The organism is Citricoccus sp. I39-566, assembly GCF_031432995.1.
GTDB classification, from domain to species: domain Bacteria; phylum Actinomycetota; class Actinomycetes; order Actinomycetales; family Micrococcaceae; genus Citricoccus; species Citricoccus nitrophenolicus_A.
In genome coordinates this window covers 2,275,980-2,298,660 of the sequence record NZ_CP133842.1, presented here as the reverse complement: position 1 = coordinate 2,298,660, position 22,681 = coordinate 2,275,980, and the positions used below count along the sequence as shown (strand labels likewise).

At 70.2% G+C, this 22,681-nt stretch carries 12 protein-coding genes, 1 tRNA gene and 1 pseudogene; 4 read left to right on the top strand and 10 right to left on the bottom strand.

What is annotated here, in order from left to right; genetic code table 11:
• Positions 1–125 precede the first annotated feature (125 nt).
• Genes uvrB through coaE (RE421_RS10525) form a run of 3 tightly spaced genes read right to left on the bottom strand, consistent with a single transcriptional unit; the run spans position 126 to position 5,384 of the window.
• Positions 126–2,318, bottom strand: coding sequence for an excinuclease ABC subunit UvrB (uvrB, locus tag RE421_RS10535; protein ID WP_309809487.1), 2,193 nt, complete (start codon positions 2,316–2,318; stop codon positions 126–128).
• 43 nt (positions 2,319–2,361) lie between these two features.
• Entirely contained in the window at positions 2,362–3,009 is a 648-nt protein-coding gene (coaE, locus tag RE421_RS10530) for a dephospho-CoA kinase (RefSeq protein ID WP_309809485.1), read from the bottom strand.
• Positions 3,006–5,384, bottom strand: coding sequence for a dephospho-CoA kinase (gene coaE, locus RE421_RS10525; protein WP_309809484.1), 2,379 nt, complete (start codon positions 5,382–5,384; stop codon positions 3,006–3,008). Before coaE (RE421_RS10525) ends, coaE (RE421_RS10530) begins: the two co-directional genes overlap by 4 nt.
• A 115-nt stretch (positions 5,385–5,499) precedes the next feature.
• Here coaE (RE421_RS10525) and RE421_RS10520 point away from each other — a divergent pair, with 115 nt between their 5' ends.
• Both RE421_RS10520 and RE421_RS10515 read left to right on the top strand, forming a co-directional pair.
• Positions 5,500–6,210 carry a YigZ family protein gene (locus RE421_RS10520; protein WP_309809482.1) on the top strand — a complete coding sequence of 237 codons (711 nt, stop codon included), beginning with the start codon at positions 5,500–5,502 and terminating at the stop codon, positions 6,208–6,210.
• A complete protein-coding gene (locus RE421_RS10515; protein WP_309809480.1) occupies positions 6,207–7,523 on the top strand; it encodes a methyltransferase in 1,317 nt (438 codons plus the stop codon). Before RE421_RS10520 ends, RE421_RS10515 begins: the two co-directional genes overlap by 4 nt.
• A 129-nt stretch (positions 7,524–7,652) precedes the next feature.
• Here the strand turns inward: RE421_RS10515 and rpsA are convergent, their stop codons facing one another.
• The 3 genes from rpsA to polA form a co-directional block, all read right to left on the bottom strand.
• Positions 7,653–9,107, bottom strand: a complete 1,455-nt coding sequence (gene rpsA, locus RE421_RS10510; RefSeq protein ID WP_309809478.1) for a 30S ribosomal protein S1 — start codon at positions 9,105–9,107, stop codon at positions 7,653–7,655.
• Between the two features lie 199 nt (positions 9,108–9,306).
• Positions 9,307–10,644, bottom strand: a complete 1,338-nt coding sequence (locus tag RE421_RS10505; RefSeq protein WP_309809476.1) for a GNAT family N-acetyltransferase — start codon at positions 10,642–10,644, stop codon at positions 9,307–9,309.
• Entirely contained in the window at positions 10,628–13,417 is a 2,790-nt protein-coding gene (gene polA / locus RE421_RS10500) for a DNA polymerase I (protein ID WP_309817289.1), read from the bottom strand. The genes RE421_RS10505 and polA overlap by 17 nt, the downstream gene beginning before the upstream one ends.
• 76 nt (positions 13,418–13,493) lie before the next feature.
• Here polA and RE421_RS10495 point away from each other — a divergent pair, with 76 nt between their 5' ends.
• Complete coding sequence (locus RE421_RS10495) at positions 13,494–14,060, top strand: hotdog fold thioesterase (protein WP_396134484.1); 567 nt, start codon at positions 13,494–13,496, stop codon at positions 14,058–14,060.
• 17 nt (positions 14,061–14,077) lie between these two features.
• Here RE421_RS10495 and RE421_RS10490 read toward each other — a convergent pair.
• A tRNA-Leu gene (locus RE421_RS10490) sits at positions 14,078–14,162 on the bottom strand.
• A 152-nt stretch (positions 14,163–14,314) separates the two neighbouring features.
• Here RE421_RS10490 and RE421_RS10485 point away from each other — a divergent pair.
• Positions 14,315–14,926 (top strand): response regulator, encoded by a 612-nt coding sequence (locus RE421_RS10485; protein WP_309817285.1) that lies wholly within the window; start codon positions 14,315–14,317, stop codon positions 14,924–14,926.
• A gap of 19 nt (positions 14,927–14,945) precedes the next feature.
• Here RE421_RS10485 and pyk read toward each other — a convergent pair whose 3' ends face one another.
• The 3 genes and pseudogenes from pyk to gltB all read right to left on the bottom strand — a co-directional run bounded on the left by pyk (position 14,946) and on the right by gltB (position 22,658).
• The gene (gene pyk / locus RE421_RS10480) at positions 14,946–16,439 is read right to left on the bottom strand and encodes a pyruvate kinase (RefSeq protein WP_309809472.1); all 1,494 of its coding nucleotides are present in this window, start codon (positions 16,437–16,439) and stop codon (positions 14,946–14,948) included.
• Positions 16,440–16,561: 122 nt separating this feature from the next.
• Positions 16,562–18,037 (bottom strand): annotated as a pseudogene (locus RE421_RS10475) (glutamate synthase subunit beta); the annotation flags it as partial.
• A complete protein-coding gene (gene gltB / locus RE421_RS10470; RefSeq protein WP_309817280.1) occupies positions 18,030–22,658 on the bottom strand; it encodes a glutamate synthase large subunit in 4,629 nt (1,542 codons plus the stop codon). The pseudogene RE421_RS10475 and the gene gltB, both read right to left, overlap by 8 nt.
• Between the last annotated feature and the right edge of the window lie 23 nt (positions 22,659–22,681).

The following is a 22,681-nucleotide window of genomic DNA, read 5'->3' as shown; positions in this document are numbered from 1 at the left end:
CCTTCGGGATGCATGGTGCACCGCCCAGGTGGTCCGCGTGTTGACGTCCGCAGTGTTCGGGATACTCCCCTACGCCGAGGACCAGTGTAGCGTGACACGCTCGCGGCCGGGCCGCAGCGGCCGGATCAGGCGTGGCCCTCACGTTTCATCTGCCGCAGCTCCTTCTTCAGATCGGCCACCTCGTCGCGGATCCTCGCGGCCAGCTCGAACTGCAGGTCGACCGCGGCCTGGTGCATCTGCGCGCTCATCTGCTCGATCAGGTCCGAGAGGTCCTTGGCCGGCAGCTTGGCGACGTCCGGGGCACCCGAGGCGCCCGGGCCGCCGTCGTGCTCCTGCCCTGAACCGGCGCCGTCGCCGGCGGCCGCGTGCGCGGCGGCCGCCCGCTGCTCGTCCGTGATGCTGGCGGTGTAGCCGCGCTTGCCCTTGCCGTACTCGAAGCCGGCCTTGATGCCGCCCATCCCGGCGAGGAAGTCGGCGGAGTCCGCGTCCTCCCGGGCCAGCTGGTCGGTGATGTCCGCGATCCTCTTGCGCAGCGGGGTCGGGTCGATGCCGTGTTCCGTGTTGTAGGCCTTCTGCACCTCGCGGCGGCGGTTCGTCTCGTCGATCGCGAACTGCATGGAGTCCGTGATCCGGTCCGCGTACATGTGCACCTGGCCGTCCACGTTGCGGGCGGCGCGGCCGATGGTCTGGATGAGCGAGGTCGCCGAGCGCAGGAAGCCCTCCTTGTCCGCGTCCAGGATGGAGACGAGGGAGACCTCGGGCAGGTCCAGGCCCTCACGCAGCAGGTTGATGCCCACGAGCACGTCGAAGGTGCCTCGGCGCAGCTCCCGCAGCAGCTCGACGCGCCGCAGGGTGTCCACGTCCGAGTGCAGGTACTCCACCTTGACGCCGTGCTCCAGGAGGTATTCCGTGAGGTCCTCCGCCATGCGCTTGGTCAGGGTCGTGACCAGGACGCGCTCGTCCCGGGCGGAGCGCACCCGGATCTCCTCGAGCAGGTCGTCGATCTGGCCCTTGGTCGGCTTGACCACGAGCTCCGGGTCCACGAGCCCGGTGGGCCGGATGATCTGCTCCACCACCCCGTCCGCCTGGCCCAGCTCGTACTTGCCGGGCGTGGCGGAGAGGTACACGGTCTGCCCGATCCGCTCCAGGAACTCGTCCCACTTCAGCGGCCGGTTGTCCATCGCCGAGGGCAGCCGGAAGCCGTGTTCCACGAGGGTCCGCTTGCGGGACATGTCGCCCTCGTACATGGCCCCGATCTGCGGGATCGTCACGTGCGACTCGTCCACCACGAGCAGGAAGTCGTCCGGGAAGTAGTCGAGCAGGCAGTGCGGCGCGGAACCGCCCGGCCGGCCGTCGATGTGCCGGGAGTAGTTCTCGATGCCGTTGCAGTACCCCATCTCCTGCATCATCTCGAGGTCATAGGTGGTGCGCATCCGCAGCCGCTGGGCCTCGAGCAGCTTGTTCTGGGACTCGAACTCCTGCAGGCGATCCCGCAGCTCGTCCTCGATGGTGCCGATGGCGCGGTGCATGCGCTCGTCCCCGGCCACGTAGTGGGAGGCCGGGAAGATGTACATCTCCTCCTCCTCGCGGACCACGTGCCCGGTGAGGGGGTGCAGGGTCTGGATGGACTCCACCTCGTCCCCGAAGAACTCGATCCGGATGGCCAGTTCCTCGTACATCGGGATGATCTCCACGGTGTCCCCCCGCACCCGAAAGGTCCCCCGGTGGAAGTCCTGGTCATTGCGCACGTACTGCATGGCCACGAACTGGCGCAGCAGGGTGTCCCGGTCCAGCTCCTCGCCGCGGCGCAGGGTGACCATCTGTTCGATGTACTCCTCGGGGGTGCCGAGGCCGTAGATGCAGGACACGGTGGCCACCACCACCACGTCCCGCCGGGTCAGCAGGGCGTTCGTGGCCGAGTGGCGCAGCCGCTCGACCTCCTCGTTGATGGAGGAGTCCTTCTCGATGAAGGTGTCCGACTGCGGGACGTAGGCCTCCGGCTGGTAGTAGTCGTAGTACGAGACGAAGTACTCCACCGCGTTGTTCGGCAGCAGCTCCCGGAACTCGTTGGCCAGCTGGGCCGCGAGGGTCTTGTTCTGGACCATGATCAGCGTGGGGCGCTGGAGCTTCTCCACGAGCCACGCGGTGGTCGCGGACTTGCCGGTGCCGGTGGCCCCCAGCAGGACCACGTCCTTCTCCCCGGCCTGCACCCGCTCGGCGAGTTCGGCGATCGCCTTCGGCTGGTCGCCCGAGGGCTGGTACTCCGAGATGACCTCGAACGGGGCGACCTGCCGGTTGATCTTCTGTGCCAGACTCATGGACTCCACCGTACAACTGTTCGAGTGGGACGGGGAGGCCGGTTCACCGCCGGCGGATCGGCTCCCCGCCGAGCACCGGCTCCACGTACTCGTCCCACACCCGGCGCGTGGTGCGGCGCAGGTCCTCCAGGGTGGAGTCGTTGACGATCAGCACATCCGCCACGGCACGGCGCTGTGCGTCCGTGGCCTGCGCCGCCATGCGGGCGCGGGCGTCGGCCTCCGTCATGCCCCGGTCCCGGACCATCCGGGCCACCCGCTCCTGAGGGTCGGCCTCCACCACGAGCACCAGGTCGAAGGCCTCGGCCTGCCCCGTCTCCGTGAGCAACGGCACGTCCTGGACCACGACGGCGGCCGGGCCGGCCTCGGCGACCAGGCGGCGGCCCTCGGCACGCACCAGGGGGTGGATGATCCCGTTGAGCGTCGTGCGCGCCTCGGGGTCGGCGAACACGAGCCTCCCGACGGCGGCCCGGTCCATGCTGCCGTCGGCCGCGATCACCTCGGGGCCGAAGGCCGCCTTCACCTGGGCGAGACCGTCCGATCCGGTGGCGACGACGGCGCGGGAGAGGACGTCGGCGTCCACCACGACGGCACCCAGCCGGGCCAGCTCAGCCGACACGGTGGACTTGCCCGAGGCGATGCCGCCGGTGAGCCCGATGTGCAGCCGTGGCCGGACCCCCTCCGCCGCGCTCACGGCGTTCCGCCGTCGGTGACGGTGCCGCCCGCAGCCGTGGTGGCGCGGTGCTCGTCGAGGACAGGCTGCACGTGATCGTCCCAGAAGCGCCGCGTGGCCTCGGACAGGTCGTTGAGGCTCGCATCGTTGACGATGACCTCGTGGGCGACATCCCGACGCTCCGCGTCCGTGGCCTGCGCGTCCACCCGCGCCCAGGCCTCCTGCATGGACATCCCCCGCTCGTGCACGAGCCTGCTGACCCGGGCCTCCGCGGGGGTCTCCACGGTGAGCACCACGTCGAACTCTCCTGCGGAGGCCGTCTCCACCAGCAGCGGCAGGTCGACGACCACCACCGCTTCCGGGCCGGCCTCCCGGGCGATCCGCTGGATCTGTTGCCGGACCCGTGGGTGGAGGATGTCGTTGAGGCTCTCCCGGGCCACGGTGTTGCCGAAGACGAGCTCCGCCAGGGCCTGACGGTCCAGGTGGCCGTCCTCGGCGATGACCTCCGGGCCGAAGGCCTCACGGATCTCGGTCAGGGCCTCGGATCCCGGCGCGACGGCCGCACGCGCCAGCTCGTCGGCGTCGATGACCACGGCGCCCCGCTGCGCGAGGTCACGGGCCACGAGGGACTTGCCCGAGGCAATGCCTCCGGTCAGGCCGATCGTCAGCAGCCCGCGGCCCTCCAGCGCCTGTTGCCGGTGATAGGTGTTCGGCTGGAGTGCCTCGTACTCGGGCTCGGTGCCCACCTCGTACTCCGGCCGGATCACGTACTCATCCAGGTCGTGCTCGTCCTCGTGGGCCCGACGGTGGTACTCCTCGATCGGCAGCACCCGCTTCCACTGCCGGGTGCGCAGCGGCCGGGCCGTCCCGGCGTCCTCCCGCAAGGCCTGCAGCAGCAACCAGGCCTGGAACAGGGCCAGCGCCATCACCGGGGCGCCGATGACGATGATGACCTCCTGGAGCGCGTTCAGGCCGTTCTCCCCCGAGGTCACGAGGATCACGGCGCAGACCAGGCCCACGGACACGGCCCAGAACACGCGCTGGCGCTTCGGACCCTCGTCCTCGTGCCCGGAGGCCATGGAGTCCAGGACCAGGGCGCCGGAGTCGAGCGAGGTGACGAAGAAGATGACGATGACGATCAGGGCCAGCACGGCGGTGACCAGGTACAGGGGGTAGGACTGCAGGAGCTGGAAGAGCGCCGCCTCCACGTTCCCGTCCGTGACGATGGTCTGGGTCAGGGATCCCGCGGTGCCCTCCGCCCGGTCGATGGAGAAGGCGCTGAGTCCGTAGATGCCGAACCAGATCACCACGAAGGCCGTGGGCAGTCCGAGGCAGGCGGTGACGAAGGCGCGGATCGAGCGGCCGCGGGAGATCCGGGCGATGAAGAGGCCCACGAAGGGCGACCACGTCACGGTCCAGGCGTAGTAGAAGACGGTCCAGTCACCCGACCATTCCCCGCCGCCGAAGGTGTCGTTGAAGAAGGAGAGCATCGGCAGGTTCGACAGGTACGCTCCCGCCGACTCGACGATCCCGCGCACGGTGTCCATGGTGGCGCCCCACATGAGCACGTAGACCAGCAGGACGATCGCCAGCACGATGTTCAGGTAGGACAGGCGCTTGATGCCCTTGTCCAGTCCGGCCAGGGCCGAGGCTAGGGCGATCCCCGTGATGATGGCGACAATGCCCGCCTGCAGCCAGCCGCTGATGGGGACGCCCATGACGTAGTTCATGCCGCTGTTGATCTGCATCGCGCCCAGGCCCACGGAGACCGCCAGGCCGAACACCGTGGACAGCACGGAGATGATGTCCACGAGCTTGCCCCAGGGGCCGTGGATCCGGTCCCCGAGCAGGGGCTGCAGGGCCGAGGACACGCGCGGCGGCAGCTTGCGCTTGTAGGTGAAGTAGCCGAAGCACAGTCCGGGGACCACCAGCAGGGCCCACATGTGGATGCCGAAGTGGAAGTTGGAGATCGCCAGGGCCTGCGTGGCTGCCTGGTCCGAGAGCGGCTCGGTGCCGTACAGCGGCGGATTGGCGTAGTGGTTCATCGGCTCGGCCACGCCCCAGAACATCAGGGTCGCGCCGATGCCGGCAGCGAAGAGCATGCCGAACCACGCCATCCCGGAGAACTCGGGTTCGGAGTCGTCGTCGCCGAGCTTGATGCGCCCGAAGCGGCTCAGGGCCAGCCCCACCGCGAACACCACCAAGAGCGTGGTGCCGAGGGTGTAGAACCACCCGACCTCATAGCGCAGGTAGCTGGAGACCACCCCGAAGGCGCCCTGGACCGGCCCCGGGAAGAGCGCCATCGCGAGGGTGAAGACGACGACGATCAACGCCGAGATGAAGAAGATCGCCGGCCCGGTCCGCAGGCCGAGACGGTTGTGCAATCGGGTCAGCAAGGAGTTCCCCCTCCATTCGGGCGGCCTCAGGGCCTTCGTGCCGAGGTTGCATGGACGCTGGCCAACAAACTACCCCATCAGCCCGTGGCGGCTACCCGGCGGTACAGTGGTCCGCATGTCTGAGGAGCAGCCCGGATCGCGGGCATCGCGCTATACGGTGCTCCCGGCCCGGGCGTTCGGCACCCCGATCGTGCACGAACTGGAGATCAGGCGCTCCCGCTTCATCGGCCACCTGCTCCGCGTGGAGACCGAGGAGCAGGCCCGCGCGTTCATCGCCGATCTGCGGCGATCGCACCACGAGGCCCGCCACGCGTGCAGCGCCTTCCTCCTCGGCGCCGACCGTGACGTCATGCGGTCCTCGGATGACGGGGAGCCGGCCGGGACCGCCGGACTGCCCATGCTCGAGGCGCTGAGCCTGCGGGAGACCGGCGGGTCTCCCGGCACCGTGGTGCGCGACCTCTCGGACGTGTGCGCCGTCGTCGTGCGGTACTTCGGCGGGGTCAAGCTGGGCGCCGGAGGGCTCGTGCGCGCCTACTCGGACGCCGTCTCCGCCACCCTCGACCGGGCCCGCCTGTGCACCCGGCAGCGGGTGGTGCTGGCCGGTGTGGATGCCCCGCACGCCGAGGCCGGTCGCTGGGAGAACGAGCTGCGCTCCGCCGGGTACCCCGTCCAGGAGACGCGCTACGGCGCCGGCTCGGCCACCCTGGTGGTGGCCCTGCCCGACGACGGCCGCTCGGGCGCCGCGTTCGGCGCACGGATCGCGTCCATCACCTCCGGCACGGCCGACGTCCGCACGCTGGGGACCGAGTGGGTGGACCTGCCGTGAGTATCCCCATCCCCCGTGGCCGGACGCCGGAGGTGGGCCGCAGTCCCCTGTCCACCGCCCTGGAGCGCCTGCCGCTGTCCCGGTGGCCCTATCCCGACGCGCCCGAGCTGCAGGCCTCCGATGCGACGGACGCCCTGCTGCTGGACACGGCGCACGCCTGGTGGGACGCCGGCCACGATGCCGAGCGCGATGCCGGTAACCAGACCGGGCGTCGTGCCGGGCCCGCCCCGGCCGTGGTGCTCGAGGACCGGCACGGCGCCCTGACCCTCCCCCTGCTCGCGGCGGGCCATCCGGTCCGGCTCGGACAGGACGCCCTCGCCCAGGAACGCTCCCTGGACCACAACCTGGCCGCGCTGCGGACCGGCACACCGGGGTCCGAGCCGGAGGGCTGGGGTGCGCTCACCCGTCAGGGGATCGACCCCGGGCTGCTCTCTGGCGCGCGCACCGTCCTGCTCCAGCTCCCCCGCTCCCTGGACGCGCTGGAACAGTGGGCCCAGCTGGTGGCCGAGGCGGCCCATGAGGACGTGGTGCTGCTGGCCGGCGGACGGGACAAGCACATGACGCGGCGGCAGAACGCGGTGCTGGAGCGTTACTTCGCCTCCGTGGTGCCGGGCCGCGGTCGGTCCAAGTCCCGGGTGCTGACCGCCCGCCGGCCGCGACGTGGACTGCCGGCCCCTTTTCCCCGAACCGCAGACCACGTGCTGCCCGGCCTCGGGACGGTCACCCTGGGCGCCTACGGGTCGACCTTCGGCGGCGCCCGGCTGGACCCCGGCTCCGCGCTGCTCCTGGAGCACCTGGGCACGGCCGCCGGCCCTGCCGCGCAGACCGGGCCAGCGGACCTCCGGGCCGTGGACGTGGGGTGCGGGAACGGGACGATCGCCGTCTACCTGGCCCTCGCCGGCCGGGTCCGCGCCGGTACCGGAGAGGGCGAGGCCGGCGGGGGCGGGGCCGTGGAGATCATCGCCACCGACCAGTCTGCCGACGCCTGCGCCTCCACCCGGCTCACGTCACGGCTCAACGGCGTGGAGGACCTGGTCGAGGTCCGCCGAGACGACGCGCTGTCCTCGTTCCCCGAGGCCAGCGAGGACCTGCTGGTGCTCAACCCGCCCTTCCACGCCGGGAACACGGTGGATCCCCGGGTGGCCCTGCGGCTCATCTCGGAGTCCGCCCGCGTGCTGCGACCGGGAGGTCAACTGTGGTGCGTCTGGAACTCCCACCTGCGGTACCGTCCCGAGCTGGAGCGCCGGGTGGGGCCCACCCGGCAGCTGGCCCGGGACCCGGCGTTCACGGTGACGGTCAGCACGCGGCGCTAGGCACCGCGAACCACACCCCGCGAACCACACCCCGCGGTCCAGACCCCCGGCACGCGGAAGGGCCCCGCACCACTGCTGTGGTGCGGGGCCCTTCCTCGGTGCCTGCCGGGGGCAGGTACCGGAGTCCGATCAGTTGCCGGTGAGCTTCTCGCGCAGGGCGGCGAGGGCCTCGTCGGAGGCCAGGGTGCCCTGGTCGGCGACCTGGCGGTCGTCGGAGGAGTAGGACGTGGAGCCGGACTCGACGTCCGAGGCGACCTCGGCGTCCTCGTTCAGGCTGCGGGCGACCTGCTCCTTGTGGGATTCCCAGCGGGCCTGGGCGTCGGCGTACTGCTGCTCCCAGGCGGCGCGCTGGGTCTCGAAGCCCTCGAGCCACTCGTTGGTCTCCGGGTCGAAGCCCTCGGGGTACTTGTAGTTGCCCTCGTCGTCGTACTCGGCGGCCATGCCGTAGAGCGCCGGGTCGAACTCGGTGCCCTCCGGGTCGACGCCCTCGTTGGCCTGCTTGAGGGACAGCGAGATCCGGCGACGCTCCAGGTCGATGTCGATGACCTTGACGAACAGCTCGTCGTTGACGGAGACGACCTGCTCGGCGGTGTCGATGTGGCGCGAGGCCAGCTCGGAGATGTGCACCAGGCCCTCGATGCCGTCCTCGACGCGCACGAACGCACCGAACGGAACCAGCTTGGTGACCTTGCCCGGCACGACCTGACCCAGGGCGTGGGTGCGGGCGAAGAGCTGCCAGGGATCTTCCTGGGTGGCCTTCAGGGACAGCGAGACACGCTCGCGATCCATGTCCACCTCGAGCACCTCGACGGTCACCTCCTGGCCCACCTCGACGACCTCGGACGGGTGGTCGATGTGCTTCCAGGACAGCTCGGAGACGTGCACGAGGCCGTCGACGCCGCCCAGGTCCACGAAGGCACCGAAGTTGACGATCGAGGAGACGGTGCCGGTGCGGACCTGGCCCTTCTCGAGCTTGTGCAGGAAGTTGGAGCGGACCTCGGACTGGGTCTGCTCGAGCCAGGCGCGGCGGGACAGGACCACGTTGTTGCGGTTCTTGTCCAGCTCGATGATCTTGGCCTCGAGCTCCTGGCCGATGTACGGGGCCAGGTCGCGGACGCGGCGCATCTCCACGAGGGAGGCGGGCAGGAAGCCGCGCAGGCCGATGTCCACGATGAGGCCGCCCTTGACGACCTCGATGACGGTGCCGGTGACGACCCCGTCCTCTTCCTTGATCTTCTCGATGGAGCCCCAGGCGCGCTCGTACTGGGCGCGCTTCTTGGAGAGGATCAGGCGACCCTCCTTGTCCTCCTTGGTGAGGACCAGGGCCTCCACGCTGTCGCCCACGGCGACGACTTCGTCCGGGTCCACGTCATGCTTGATGGAAAGTTCCCGGGACGGGATGACGCCTTCGGTCTTGTAGCCGATGTCGAGCAGCACTTCGTCGCGGTCGACCTTGACGACGGTGCCTTCGACCAGGTCGCCGTCGTTGAAGTACTTGATGGTGGCGTCAACGGCGGCGAGGAAGTCCTCAGCAGTGCCAATGTCGTTGATGGCAACCTGCGGGGCGGTGGAGGTAATGGTCATGTAGTAGGGGCTCCGATGTGGATTGTTCACTCGGCCGGATGACTGGCGTGCTCGGGTCAGAGCCGCCGGACCACCCGGATAGTGGGTTGAGATGGACTATTGATGGCGCACAGAAAGTGCTCGTTCAGTCTAGCCACTCTGGCAAGTCCGGGTCAAAGTCACCCGCGCGATGTGACTGGTGCGGTGTGACGGGCCCGGATCAGAAGCCCGTCATGCAGAACACGGGCCGCTCCGCCGCGAGCAGCGCCGTCAACTCGGCGGCTGCGCCGGCACGGTGCTCGGTGAGCCGCCCGGCCTGGCGCAGCAGCTCGGCGGAGACGCCACCCAGGTAGACGCTCGAGAGCTCGGCCACGTCCAGGCTCAGGTCCGGCCCGGCGGTGCCCGGGCCACTTTCCTCCAGGGGCACGACGGCGGCCGTCCCGTCGCGGACGATCAGTCGCCAGGTGCCGGCGGCGTGTCCCAGGGGGTCGGTGACGGCCAGGACCAGGTCGCCGTCCCGTGGGTAGGGGCGGCCGGCGAACGCGGCGGGGACGTCGAGGATGCGCAGCCACAGCTGGTCCTCGGACTGGGTCGTGGTGACCCGTCGGGCGTCGGTCAGCAGGTTCTCCAGCAGGCGGTCGTCCGGAGCGAAGCCCCACTCGACCCTCCGGATGAGGTCCAGGTGCACCAGGTGGTCCCAGAGGGCCCGGTGGCTGGCTGCCGTGGTGGCCACGAGGACGCCCAGCTTGACGGTCGGGACCTTCTGGTCCCAGCCGGTGAACCGGTAGGTGACGTACCCGCGGGGCGTGCCGTCGTCGTCGTGGTGGACGGCCGCCAGCAGGCCGGTGCCCTTGCCCTCGTTCTTGGACCGCCAGGAATCGGTCTCCGTGACCGTGTAGGCGGCCACGCGGCCCACCGAGCCGGGCGTCTGGGCCAGGGCCCGGTCGTAGAGCGCGGGGCCGAGGTCCGCGAGGTCCTTCGGATCCACCATCCGGATCGTGCCGGTGGGCGCCGCAGCCAGGGTCACCTCGCCGGCGGTGTCCACCTCCACCGCGCGCCGGTGGGTGGCCACGCCGAAGCCGAACCGGCGGTAGATCGTGGCCTCGGAGGCGCTCAGGGCGGCCACGGGCAGTCCCTGGGCCACGGCGCGGGAGAGCTCGGACTCCATCATGGTGCGCAGGATGCCCCGGCGGCGGTGGGTGGACCGGACGGTGACCTCGGAGATGAGGAAGGCGTCGAGCTGACGGCCCACGCCGGTCTGCAGGGGTTTGACGAACCCGGCGTAGGTGCCGATGGGGTCCACCTCGGCCGGGTCCGCGCCGGCCTCGTAGACGCCCACATAGCTGCGCCCGTCCCGGCCGTGGAGCTCCAGGACCTGGTCCAGGGCGGCGCCGGTGGGCACCTCCTCGTAGAAGTTCCGCTCCAGGGCGGCGAGCATGCGGGCCATCCGCGGGTCATGCTCCGCCGGCAGGCCGGTGGCGGCGAAGCGGTGCATCTCCAGCCCCGGCAGGACTTGCCGGACGAGGTCGGTCGGCGGCGGGTCAGTGGGCCGCGTCATGCCAGCTCCTGCCCGCCCCGACGTTGACGTCCAGCGGCACGGACAGCTCGGCGGCGTGGCCCATCTTGTCCTGCAGCACCGCGGTGGCCGCCTCGAGCTCCCCGTCCGGGACCTCCAGGATCAGTTCGTCGTGGACCTGCAGGAGCATGCGGGTGCCCAGGCCCTGCTCGTCCAGGGCCAGCTGGACGTCCAGCATGGCCTGCTTGATGATGTCCGCGGCCGAACCCTGGATGGGGGCGTTGAGCGCGGCGCGCTCGGCCATGTCCCGCAGCTGCCGGTTGTCACTGTTGAGGTCCGGCAGGTACCGGCGGCGGCCCTTGATGGTAGCCGTGTACCCGTCCTTCCGGGCCTGGGCCACCACCTCCTTGAGGTAGTCGCGCACGGCGCCGAAGCGGTCGAAGTAGCCCTTCATCAGCCCGCGGGCCTCGTCCACGGGGATCTGCAGCTGCTTGGAGAGCCCGAAGGAGCTCAGCCCGTAGGCCAGCCCGTAGCTCATGGCCTTGACCTTGGCGCGCATCTCCGGGGAGACGTCCTCCGGGGCCACGCCGAACACTTGGGCACCCACGAAGCGGTGCAGGTCCTCACCGTCCCGGAAGGCCTGGATGAGCGCCTCGTCCTCGGAGAGGTGGGCCATGATCCGCATCTCGATCTGGGAGTAGTCCGCGGTGAGCAGCGTCGAGTAGCCCTCGCCCACCACGAAGACGTCCCGGATCCTGCGGCCGGCCTCGGTGCGCACGGGGATGTTCTGCAGGTTCGGGTGCAGGCTGGACAGCCGGCCCGTGGCGGCGGCGGTCTGCGAGTAGGTGGTGTGGATCCGGCCGTCGCCCGCCACCGTGTCCCGCAGTCCCTCCACCGTCTGGCGCAGCTTGGTGGCGTCCCGGTGCAGCATGAGGTTCTCGAGGAACGGGTGCTGGGTCTGGTTCAGCAGGTCCGTCAGCGACTCCACGTCGGTGGAGTACCCGGTCTTGGTCTTGCGGGTCTTGGGCATGTCGAGCTTCTCGAAGAGCAGGGTCTGCAGCTGCTTCGGTGAGCCGAGGTTGACCTTCTCGCCGCCGTTGGCCTCCGCCACGGAGGCCCAGGCGGACTCCTGGGCGGCCTCCATGCGTTCGGTGAAGTCGTCGAACAGCCCGTCCAGCACGCCGCGGTCCACCGCGATCCCCGCCAGCTCCATGTCCACCATCACGCTGGCCAGCGGGACCTCGAGGTCCACGAGCAGCTGCTGGGCGCCGCGGGAGATCAGCTCGGGTTGGAACTGTTCGGAGAGCCGGCGCACCATCCAGGCGGCGCGAACTCCGGCCGCGGCGCGCGCCTGCACCAGGGCCTCCTCGGACGCCGAGCCGGGGTCCTCCAGGTCCAGCTCGAGCTGGTCGCCGGCCTGCGTGGGGTCGGCCTCCATCTCGAGGGTGGACTGCAGGTGGGTCTGGACGAGCGCGTCGAGGCCATAGCCGCGGCGGTCCGGCTGGATCAGGTAGGCCGAGAGCAGGACGTCATCCACGACGCCGGCCAGCGCCACGTCCTGCCCGAGTCCGGTCCGGTGCCCGGTCGCCTTGAGGGACTTGGCCACCGCCTTGAGGTCGTAGACCGCCTTCGGGTGTCCCGCCTCGGCCAGGTAGGCCGCCAGGATCGGCCCGGGGCCGGCGTCGTGCTGGGTCCCTTCCGAGCCCTGGCCCGGACCGCCGGCCAGGTCCACGTACACGGCCGCGTCCTCGGCCACCAGGGCGGCGCCGAGGGCGACGCCGTAGTCCCCCGGTGCGGGGATCTTGCGCTTGGGGAGGATGGCCGGCCCGTCCAGGACCACGTGCACGCCCATCAGGTTGACCGCGTGCTGGGCCAGGAAGTCCTGCAGACCGGTGGCACCGTCGGCGTCCGCGGTCAGGACCGTGAACTCCGGGGTCGCCTCCACGGGGGCGGCCTCCGGCTCCCCGCCGAGGCGTTCGGCAAGGGTGTCGAAGAGGCGCTGGCGCACCGTGTTGAACTGCAGGGCGTCAAAGAGCTCCTCGACCTGCTCGTGGTCCGGGTGCCTGAGCTCGGTGGCCTCCAGGGCCACGGGGAGCTCCATGTCCCGCAGCAGGTGGTTGAGGCGGCGGTTGCGGCGCACGTCCTCGGCGTGGTCCCGCAGGGACTGGCCGGCCTTGCCCTTGATCTCCTCGGCATGGGCCAGCACCTCCTCCACCGTGCCGTAGAGGTTGATCCACTTGGCCGCGGTCTTGGGGCCGACGCCGGGGACACCCGGCAGGTTGTCCGCGGTCTCCCCCACCAGCGCGGCGAGGTCCGGGTAGCGTTCCGGCCGCACCCCGTACTTCTCCTCGATGGCGGCGGCGTCCATCGGTGGGATGTCCGAGACGCCCTTCTTGGGGTAGAGCACCAGGGTCCGGTCCGTGATGAGCTGGAAGGCGTCCCGGTCCCCCGAGACCACACGGGTGTCCCAGCCGGACTGCTCGGCCAGGGCCGCGAAGGTGGCCACGATGTCATCGGCCTCGTACCCGTCCACCGAGACCGTGGGGATGTTCATGGCCTCCATGACCTTGATGATCAGGTTGATCTGGCCGTGGAACTCCTCCGGGGTCTTCGAGCGCCCGGCCTTGTACTCGGTGTACTCCTCGGAGCGGAAGGTCGGGGTGTCGAGGTCGAAGGCGACCACCACGTGGGTGGGCTTCTGCTGGCGGATCATGGTCAGCAGCATGGTGGTGAAGCCGTAGACCGCGTTGGTGTGCTGACCGGTGTCCGTCGCGAAGTTGTCCACCGGCAGGGCGTAGAACGCGCGGAAGGCCATGGAGTGGCCGTCCAGGACCAGCAGGCGGTTGGAGTCAGGGGCGGGATTGCTCGAATCAGTCACGGGTGCCAGCCTAATGGTCATGAACGATGCCCAGACAGAGACCCCCGTCGGAGACGCCACCGGAGATGCCGCCGACGCCGCCACCGGAACCGTCCACGCCTTCGTGCCGGGTGTGACCCCACAGCTCTCGCCGGCCGAGCTGAAGCAGATGATGCTCGACAGCGGGATCCCGGAGGAGCTTCACGGACGACTCGGCAAGCTCGGGATCAGCCCCCTGGCGGCCAAGATGGGCATCGTCTTCCGGGAGATGACCGTGGAGCGCCTGGTGGCCACCATGCCCGTGGCCGGCAACGAGCAGAACGCGGGGCTGCTCCACGGCGGCGCCCACCTGGTGCTGGCCGAGACCCTGGGCTCGATCGCGGCGGTGCTGCACACGCGCGGCGAGAAGCCGGTGGTGGGGATCGAGATCAGCGCCACCCACCACCGCGGCATCACCGCGGGGATCGTCACTGGGACCTGCACGCCCATCCACCTGGGCGGGACGCTGACCACGCACGAGATCGTCATGACCGACGAGGACGGCAGGCGGCTCTCCTCCGCGAAGATCACGAACATGATCCTGGATCCGAGCCGGCGGTGACCGGCTGATCCTGCCGTTGGTGCCCGAAGTGGGACTTGAACCCACACATCTTTCGATACCGCATTTTGAGTGCGGCGCGTCTGCCAATTCCGCCATTCGGGCCTGAAGGGGTATCGCCGGTGGTTTACCGGCGTGACAACCCTCCAAGGATACACGTCACAGCGGCGCCGCGCGGCGTCGATCGAGCTCGTGTTCCCTTCCGAACCGTTACGCTGATCGGTGACCGAGCGCAAGGAGTCTTCATGCCGACCGAGATGCCGACCGGGCAGGGCGAAACGACCAGACCCACCGAGACCGAGAGGCTGCGCGTCGTCGTCGCCGAGGACGAGACGCTGATCCGCGTGGACATCGTGGAGATCCTCACCGGCCAGGGCTACGAGGTGGTCGGCGAGGCCGACAACGGGCAGAAGGCCCTCGAACTGGCCACGGAGCTGGAGCCGGACGTGGTGCTGATGGACGTCAAGATGCCCATCATGGACGGGATCACCGCGGCCGAGCACATCGCCCGGGACAAGATCGCCCCCGTGGTGCTGCTCACCGCCTTCAGCCAGCGCGAGCTGGTGGAGCGGGCCCGGGAGGCCGGGGCCATGGCCTACGTGGTCAAGCCCTTCAACGAGAACGACCTGGTTCCGGCGATCGAGCTGGCGGTGGCTCGCTTCGACGAACTGCGCGCCCTCGAGGAGGAGGTCTCCGACCTGGCCGAGCAGTTCGCCACCCGCAAGCTCGTGGACCGGGCCAAGTCACTGCTGACCACCACCTTGGACCTGTCCGAGCCGGAGGCCTTCCGGTGGATCCAGAAGACCTCCATGGACCGCCGCCTCAGCATGCGGGAGGTCGCCCAGACGGTCGTCGACCAGATGGGCTAGACGCGGCCCGGCCGGTCCCCTACAGCGGGGACCGCGCCGGCCACATGCCGACCTGTTCACGCTCGGGCCGCGCGTAGCCCTCCAGCAGCCCGCCGGAGTCGTCGAGGTCGCCGATGCGGTGCACCTTGACGATGTTGGTGGACCCGGTCTTCCCGGGAGGGGATCCTGCCGCGATGACCACGAGGTCGTTCACGCCGGCGATGTTCTCCTTCAGCAGGGACCGGTCCACCTGGGCCGTCATCTCGTCCGTGGAGGAGGCGAACGGCACCATCTTCGGCAGCACGCCCCAGGACAGGCACAGGATGTTGTGCGTGTGCTCCACGTGCGTGAAGGCGTAGATCATCTGCTGCGGGCGCAGCCGGGACAGCCGCCGGGCGGAGTCCCCGGACTGCGTGAACGTGGCCAGGTGCGGCACGTCCAGCTGGTTGGCGATCTCCACGGCGGCGCGGGTGATGGCCCCGCCGCGGGTCTTGGGCCGGGAGCCCAGGGGGCGGATCCGGTCCAGGCCGTGGACCTCGGTCGACTCGATGATCCGGGCCATCGTCTGAACCGTCTGCACGGGGTACTTGCCCACCGAGGTCTCCCCCGAGAGCATTACCGCGTCCGCGCCGTCCAGCACGGCGTTCGCGCAGTCGGAGGCCTCGGCCCGGGTCGGCCGGGGGCTGTCGATCATGGACTCGAGCACCTGGGTCGCCACGATCACGGGCTTGGCCCAGCGGCGGGCCAGCTCGATCGCCTTCTTCTGCACCAGGGGCACGTCCTCCAGCGGCAGCTCCACGCCCAGGTCCCCACGGGCCACCATGATCGCGTCGAAGGCGTCCACGATCCCGTGCAGGGCCTCCACGGCCTGGGGCTTCTCGATCTTGGCGATCACCGGAACGCGCCGGCCCTTCTCGTCCATGATCTCGTGCACGCGCGAGACGTCCTCGGCCGAGCGGACGAAGGACAGGGCGATCATGTCCACGCCGAGGTCCAGGGCCCAGCGCAGGTCCTCCTCGTCCTTCTCGGACAGCGCGGGGACGTTGACGGCCACACCGGGCAGGTTGATGCCCTTGTTGTTGGACACCGTCCCGGGGACCACCACCTCGGTGACCACCTCGGTCCCGGAGACCTCCACGGCGCGCAGGGCGACCTTGCCGTCGTCGATCAGCAGCGCGTCCCCGGGCCGCACGTCCTGGGGCAGGCCCTTGAACGTGGTGCCGCACACCTCGGAGGTGCCCTCGATCTCCCGCGTGGTGATGGTGAACCGGTCCCCCACGGCCAGGTCGTGGGGCCCGTCCGCGAACCGCCCCAGCCGGATCTTGGGACCCTGCAGGTCGGCGAAGATCGCCACCGGACGGTCGAGGTCCCTCGCGGCCTTCCGGATGTCCGCGTAGGTCCGCTCGTGGACGTCCCAGCTGCCGTGGCTCATGTTCATGCGGGCCACGTCGACCCCGGCGGCGATCAGGTCCCTGGTGTTCTGGTATCCCTCATTGGCCGGTCCGAACGTGGCGACGATCTTCGCATGTCTCATGACTCCAGCCTAACGAGGAACGGAGCCGCGCGGGACGGGCACGCTCAACCCCGCACCCTCGCCTCTGCACCCTGGGAGGCATAGCCCTGGGTCCGCGGCCGCAGCGCGCCGGCGTCGGCCTTCACGGAGATCGGCCGGTCGGTGGGTTCCACCGGTGACGGCAGCCGCGTCCAGGACTCGAGAGACTCGTCCACGGCCTTGGCGCAGGCCCGGCCTTCGGCGATGGCCCAGACCACCAGGGAGGCACCGCGGCCGGCGTCCCCGGCCACGAACACCCCGGGGGTGTCGGTCTCGTAGCGGTGGTCCCGCTTGACCAGACCGCGCTCGAGTACGACGCCGGCCGCGCCCTCCCCGGAGGTCAGCCCAGCATCCTCGACTCCGGTGAACCCCAGTGCCAGCAGCACCAGGTCCGCGGGAATCTCTCGTTCGGTGCCGGGCTTGGCCACCCGGCGGCCGTCCGGCAGGTACTCGGTCTCGGCCACGCGCAGGGCCCGGACGTTGCCCTGGCCGTCGTCGAGGAATTCGACCGTGGACGCCAGGTACTCGCGCGTGCCGCCCTCAGCGTCGGCAGAGGTCACCTCGTAGACCTTCGGTGTGGTGGGCCACGGCTGGTCCGCCGGGCGTTCGCTCGGCAGTTCCCTGCCGATGGCCAGCGTCGTGACCGATCTCGCACCGTGGCGGTGTGCCGTGCCGATGCAGTCGGCACCGGTGTCGCCGCCGCCGAGGACGACGACGTGCTTGCCCTCGCCGTGGATCTGCTCAGACAGCTGCCGGTCGTCCAGCTCGCCGTTGACCGCCCGATTGGACTGCACCAGGTAGTCCATGGCGAAGTGCACGCCGTTCAGCTGCCGGCCGGGCACGGGAAGGTCGCGCGGGACTGGGGCGCCAGTCGCCATGATCACCGCATCGTAGCGGGCCCGCAATTCGGCCCACGAGAGGTCCGTGCCGACGGCGACGTTCGTGCGGAACCTGGTCCCCTCGGCCTCCATCTGCTCGATGCGGCGGTCCAGGATGTCCTTCTCCATCTTGAAGTCCGGGATGCCGTAGCGCAGCAGCCCGCCGACCCTCCCGTCCCGCTCGTACACGGCCACGGTGAAGCCGGCCCGGGTCAGCTGCTGGGCCGCCGCCAGGCCGGTGGGACCGGAGCCGACCACGGCCACCGTGTGCCCGTTGAGCCGCTGCGGGACGACCGGCTCGAGCCAGTCGTTGTCGAAGGCTGCGTCGGCGATGGAGACCTCGGTCTGCTTGATGGTCACGGCCGGCTGGTTGATGCCCAACACGCAGGACGACTCGCAGGGCGCCGGGCAGATGCGGCCGGTGACCTCGGGGAAGTTGTTGGTGGCGTGCAGCCGCGCGGCTGCCTCCTCCCACCGGCCCCGGCGGACCAGGTCGTTCCACTCGGGGATGAGGTTGCCCAGCGGGCAGCCCTGGTGGCAGAAGGGCACGCCGCAGTCCATGCAGCGCCCGGCCTGGGTCCGCACCACGGCCTCGTCCTGGCGGACGTAGACGTCTTTGAAGTCCAGGATGCGCACGGGCACCGGGCGGGACGGGCGGTCCTGCCGCTCGCGGGTGTTCAGGAATCCACGGGGATCAGCCACGGGTAGCCTCCACAATCCGACCCCAGGCGGCATCGCCGTCCGGGTCTAGTCCTTCATCGATGACGGCCGCACGCGTCTTCAGCACGGCGTCGTAGGTGGCCGGCAGCACGGTGGTGAAGCGCGCCATCACCGCGTCCGGGTCAGTCTCCAGGCCGGAGAGCAGGTGGGCGGCGACCGGGGAGCCGGTCTCCGCTTGGTGCCGTTCCAGGAGCTCGGTGATGGCCTGACGGTCCTCCGCGCGCGGCTCGAGCAGCAGCAGGTCATGCTGGGCCACGGCCAGCGGGTTCAGCGTGGTCTCGTCCAGGTCCAGGACCCAGGCGGTGCCGCCGGACATGCCGGCACCGAAGTTGCGGCCGGTGCGGCCCAGGATCAGGGCCCGCCCACCGGTCATGTACTCGCAACCGTGGTCCCCGATGCCCTCCACGACGGCGGTGGCCCCGGAGTTGCGGACCAGGAACCGCTCGCCCACCCGTCCGCGCAGGAAGACCTCGCCCGAGGTGGCGCCGTAGCCGATGACGTTGCCGGCCACCACGTTGTCCTCGGCCGCGAAGCCCGCCGTGGCGTCCGGGCGCACGACGATACGTCCGCCGGATAGGCCCTTCGCCACATAGTCGTTGGCGTCGCCCTGCAGGCGCAGCGTGATGCCGGCCGGCAGGAAGGCGCCGAGGGACTGGCCGGCCTCGCCCGTGAGGTTCACGGTGATGGTGTCCGCGGGCAGTTCGTCCAGCAGTCGGGCCTTGGTCACGTGGTAACCCAGCATGGTGCCGGCGGCACGGTCCGTGTTGACGATCCGCTTCGTCACCTCCACCGCGGTGCCGTTCGCCATGGCGGGCTCGGCGGCGGTGATGAGGTCGTTGTCGAAGTGCCGGTCCAGCTCGTGGTTCTGCCCGTGGGTGTTGGAGAGCTGACGGGCCTTCTCCGGGTCCGCCGGATCGTAGCCGGTCAGGATGCCGGACAGGTCCAGGTCCTCCGTCTTCCAGTGGTTCTTCGTCGTGTCACGGTCCAGGACCTCGAGATGGCCGATCGCCTCGGCGATGGACCGGAAGCCGAGCTCGGCCAGGTATTCGCGGACCTCCTCCGCGATGAACTCGAAGAAGTTGACCACGAACTCGGGCTTGCCGGTGAAGCGGGAACGCAACTCCGGGTTCTGGGTGGCCACGCCCACGGGGCAGGTGTCCAGGTGGCAGACGCGCATCATGATGCAGCCCGAGACCACGAGCGGGGCGGTGGCGAAGCCGAACTCCTCGGCCCCGAGCAGGGCGGCGATGACGACGTCCCGGCCCGTCTTGAGTTGGCCGTCCACCTGCACCACCACGCGGTCGCGCAGCCCGTTGAGCATGAGCGTCTGCTGGGCCTCGGCGAGGCCCAGCTCCCACGGGGCGCCCGCGTGCTTGAGCGAGTTCAGCGGGGAGGCGCCGGTGCCGCCGTCGTGTCCGGAGATCAGCACGACGTCGGCCTTCGCCTTGGTCACGCCAGCCGCCACGGTGCCCACGCCGGATTCGGAGACGAGCTTGACGTGCACGCGCGCGGCCGGGTTGGACCGCTTGAGGTCGTAGATCAGCTCGGCCAGGTCCTCGATCGAGTAGATGTCGTGGTGCGGCGGCGGGGACACCAGCGACACCCCGGGGGTGGAGTGCCGGGTGGAGGCCACCCACGGGTACACCTTGGTGCCCATCAGCTGGCCGCCCTCGCCGGGCTTGGCACCCTGGGCCATCTTGATCTGCAGGTCGTCGGCGGTGGCCAGGTAGAGGCTGGTCACCCCGAAACGGCCGGAGGCGATCTGCTTGATGGCCGAGCGGCGCTCGGGGTCCAGCAGGCGTTCGGGGTCCTCGCCGCCCTCACCGGTGTTGGACTTGCCGCCCAGCCGGTTCATGGCGATCGCCAGGGTCTCGTGGGCCTCCTGGGAGATCGAGCCGTAGCTCATGGCCCCGGTGGAGAAGCGCTTGACGATCTCCGAGACCGGCTCGACCTCGTCCAGCGGCACGGGCTGACGCTCCCCGGTCTTCAGGGTCAGCAGACCGCGCAGGGTCATCAGGTCGCGGGACTGCTCGTCCACCTGGCGGGTGTAGTCCTTGAAGATGCCGTACTGGCGGGTGCGGGTGGCGTGTTGCAGCCGGAACACGGTCTCCGGGCTGAACAGGTGCGGCGGCCCGTCCCGGCGCCACTGGTACTCGCCGCCGGTCTCGAGCTCACGGTAGGGGTCGATGTCGTTGCCGTCCGGCGGATAGGCCGCCCAGTGGCGCTGCTCGTTCTCGGCCGCGATGACCTCCAGCCCCACGCCGCCCATGGGGGTGTACGTGCCGGCGAAGTATCGGTCCACGAGGGTGCGGGACAGGCCGATGGCCTCGAAGGTCTGGGCACCGCAGTAGGACGCCACGGTGGAGATGCCCATCTTGGACATGATCTTCTGCACGCCCTTGCCGAGCGCCTTGATGAGGTTGCCCACGGCCTCGGCGCGGGTCACTCCCGTGATGGCGCCGGTGCGGACCAGGTCCTCGGCGGACTCCATCGCCAGGTAGGGGTTCACGGCCGAGGCCCCGTAGCCGATGAGCACGGCGACGTGGTGGACCTCGCGCACGTCCCCGGCCTCCACGAGCAGGGAGGCCCGGGTGCGGTTGGCGGAGGACAACAGGTGGTGGTGCACGGCCGAGAGCAGCAGCAGGGACGGGATGGGGGCCCACTGGGCGTTCGAGTCGCGGTCGGAGAGCACGATGAACTGCACGCCGCGGTTCACCGCGGCCGAGACCTGCTCACAGATCTCGGTGAGCCGGTCGCGCAGGCCGGCCGCGCCGCCGTCGACCCGGTACAGCCCCCGGACCTTGAGGGAGACCTTGGCGCCCGGGTGCTCCCCGCCGTCGGTCCGCAGGTTGGCGATCTTCGCGAGTTGGTCGTTGTCGATCACCGGGAACTCGAGGTTCACGTGGCGGGCATGCACCCGCTCCGCGGACAGCAGATTCCCGTCCGGGCCGATCGAGGTCCGCATGGAGGTGACGAGTTCCTCACGGATGGAGTCCAGCGGCGGGTTGGTGACCTGCGCGAAGGACTGGGTGAAGTAGTCGAAGAGCAGCCGGGGGCGCTGGGACAGCACCGCGATCGGGGTGTCCGTGCCCATGGCGCCCAGGGGCTCGGCCCCCTTCTCGGCCATGGGCCCGATGAGGATCCGCAGCTCCTCCGTGGTGTAGCCGAAGGTGCGCTGGCGGTGTGCCACGGACGTGGAGGAGTAGTTGACGTGCTCGCGCTCGGGCAGGTCGGCGAGGCTGATCAGGTTCTGGCTGACCCACTCGCGCCAGGGGTTGGCGTTGGCGACCTCGGCCTTGACCTCGTTGTCCTCGATGATGCGCCCCTCGGCGGTGTCCACGAGGAACATCCGCCCCGGGGCCACACGCCCCTTGCGGACGATCCGCGAGGGCTCGAGCGGCAGCACGCCGACCTCCGAGGCCAGCACGACCAGGCCGTCATCGGTGACCCAGTAGCGGGCCGGGCGCAGTCCGTTGCGGTCCAGCACGGCGCCGACCTGGCGGCCGTCGGTGAAGGCCACGGCGGCGGGGCCGTCCCACGGTTCCATCAGCATGGAGTGGTATTCGTAGAACGCGCGGCGGTCGGGGTCCATGGACTCGTGGTTCTCCCAGGCCTCCGGGACCATCATCATGACCACGTGGCTGAGTGGACGCCCACCGAGCATCAGCAGCTCGGCCACCTCGTCGAAGTTCGCCGAGTCCGAGGCCCCCGGGGTGCAGATCGGGTACAGCTTCTCCGGTTCCTCGCCGAGCACGGTCGAGGCCAGCATGGACTGGCGGGCCCGCATCCAGTTGCGGTTGCCCTTGACCGTGTTGATCTCACCGTTGTGGGCGATGGTCCGGAACGGCTGGGCCAACGGCCAGGAGGGGAAGGTGTTGGTGGAGAACCGGGAGTGCACCACCGCCAGGGAGGTGGCGAAGCGCTCGTCGGAGAGGTCCGGGTAGAACGGCTCGAGCTGGCCGGTGGACAGCATGCCCTTGTAGACGATGGTCTGCGCCGACAGGGACGGGAAATACACGCCGAACTTGTTCTGGGTGCGCTTGCGGACGCGGAAGACGCGGGCATCCAGGCAGTCCCCGATCCCGTCCGTGTTGCCCGGCCCCGCCTGTCCGGGGGCACCGGTGGTCTCGACCGGGGCCAGGAACACCTGGGAGAAGTGGGGCATGACGGCCCGGGCAGAGGCCCCGAGCACGTCCGCGTTGACGGGAACGTCGCGCCAACCCAGGACCGTCAGTCCCTCCCCGGCGGCGCGCTCCTCGATGCCGGCGACCGACTCGCGGCGTTCGGAGTCGTCCTGCGGGAGGAAGGCGGTGCCGACCGCGTACCGGCCGGCGGGCGGCAGTTCGAAGTCGACGACCTCGCGGAAGAACGCGTCCGGGATCTGCAGCAGCAGGCCGGCGCCGTCGCCGGTCCCGTCATCGCCGCCGACGCCGCCACGGTGTTCGAGGTTGCGCAAGGCGACGAGGGCGTGCTCCACGATGTCGTGGCCCGGGGTGCCGCGCAGGGTCGAGATGACCGCGAGGCCGCAGTTGTCCGTTTCGGTGTCCGGGCGGTAGAGGCCCTGCTGCGCCGGGATGGCGGAGAACCGGTTGAACGGGTTCATCGGGTCCCTGGCCAGCGTGCTCT

Excerpts from the sequence above, each read along its gene's own strand:
- uvrB (WP_309809487.1), bottom strand. The coding sequence starts at position 2,318 with ATGAGTCTGGCACAGAAGATCAACCGGCAGGTCGCCCCGTTCGAGGTC.
- RE421_RS10520 (WP_309809482.1), top strand. The coding sequence starts at position 5,500 with ATGTCTGAGGAGCAGCCCGGATCGCGGGCATCGCGCTATACGGTGCTC.
- rpsA (WP_309809478.1), bottom strand. The coding sequence starts at position 9,107 with ATGACCATTACCTCCACCGCCCCGCAGGTTGCCATCAACGACATTGGC.
- RE421_RS10505 (WP_309809476.1), bottom strand. The coding sequence starts at position 10,644 with ATGACGCGGCCCACTGACCCGCCGCCGACCGACCTCGTCCGGCAAGTC.
- polA (WP_309817289.1), bottom strand. The coding sequence starts at position 13,417 with ATGGCCTTCCGCGCGTTCTACGCCCTGCCGGTGGACAACTTCGCGACG.
- RE421_RS10495 (WP_396134484.1), top strand. The coding sequence starts at position 13,494 with ATGGTCATGAACGATGCCCAGACAGAGACCCCCGTCGGAGACGCCACC.
- RE421_RS10485 (WP_309817285.1), top strand. The coding sequence starts at position 14,315 with ATGCCGACCGGGCAGGGCGAAACGACCAGACCCACCGAGACCGAGAGG.
- pyk (WP_309809472.1), bottom strand. The coding sequence starts at position 16,439 with ATGAGACATGCGAAGATCGTCGCCACGTTCGGACCGGCCAATGAGGGA.
- gltB (WP_309817280.1), bottom strand. The coding sequence starts at position 22,658 with ATGAACCCGTTCAACCGGTTCTCCGCCATCCCGGCGCAGCAGGGCCTC.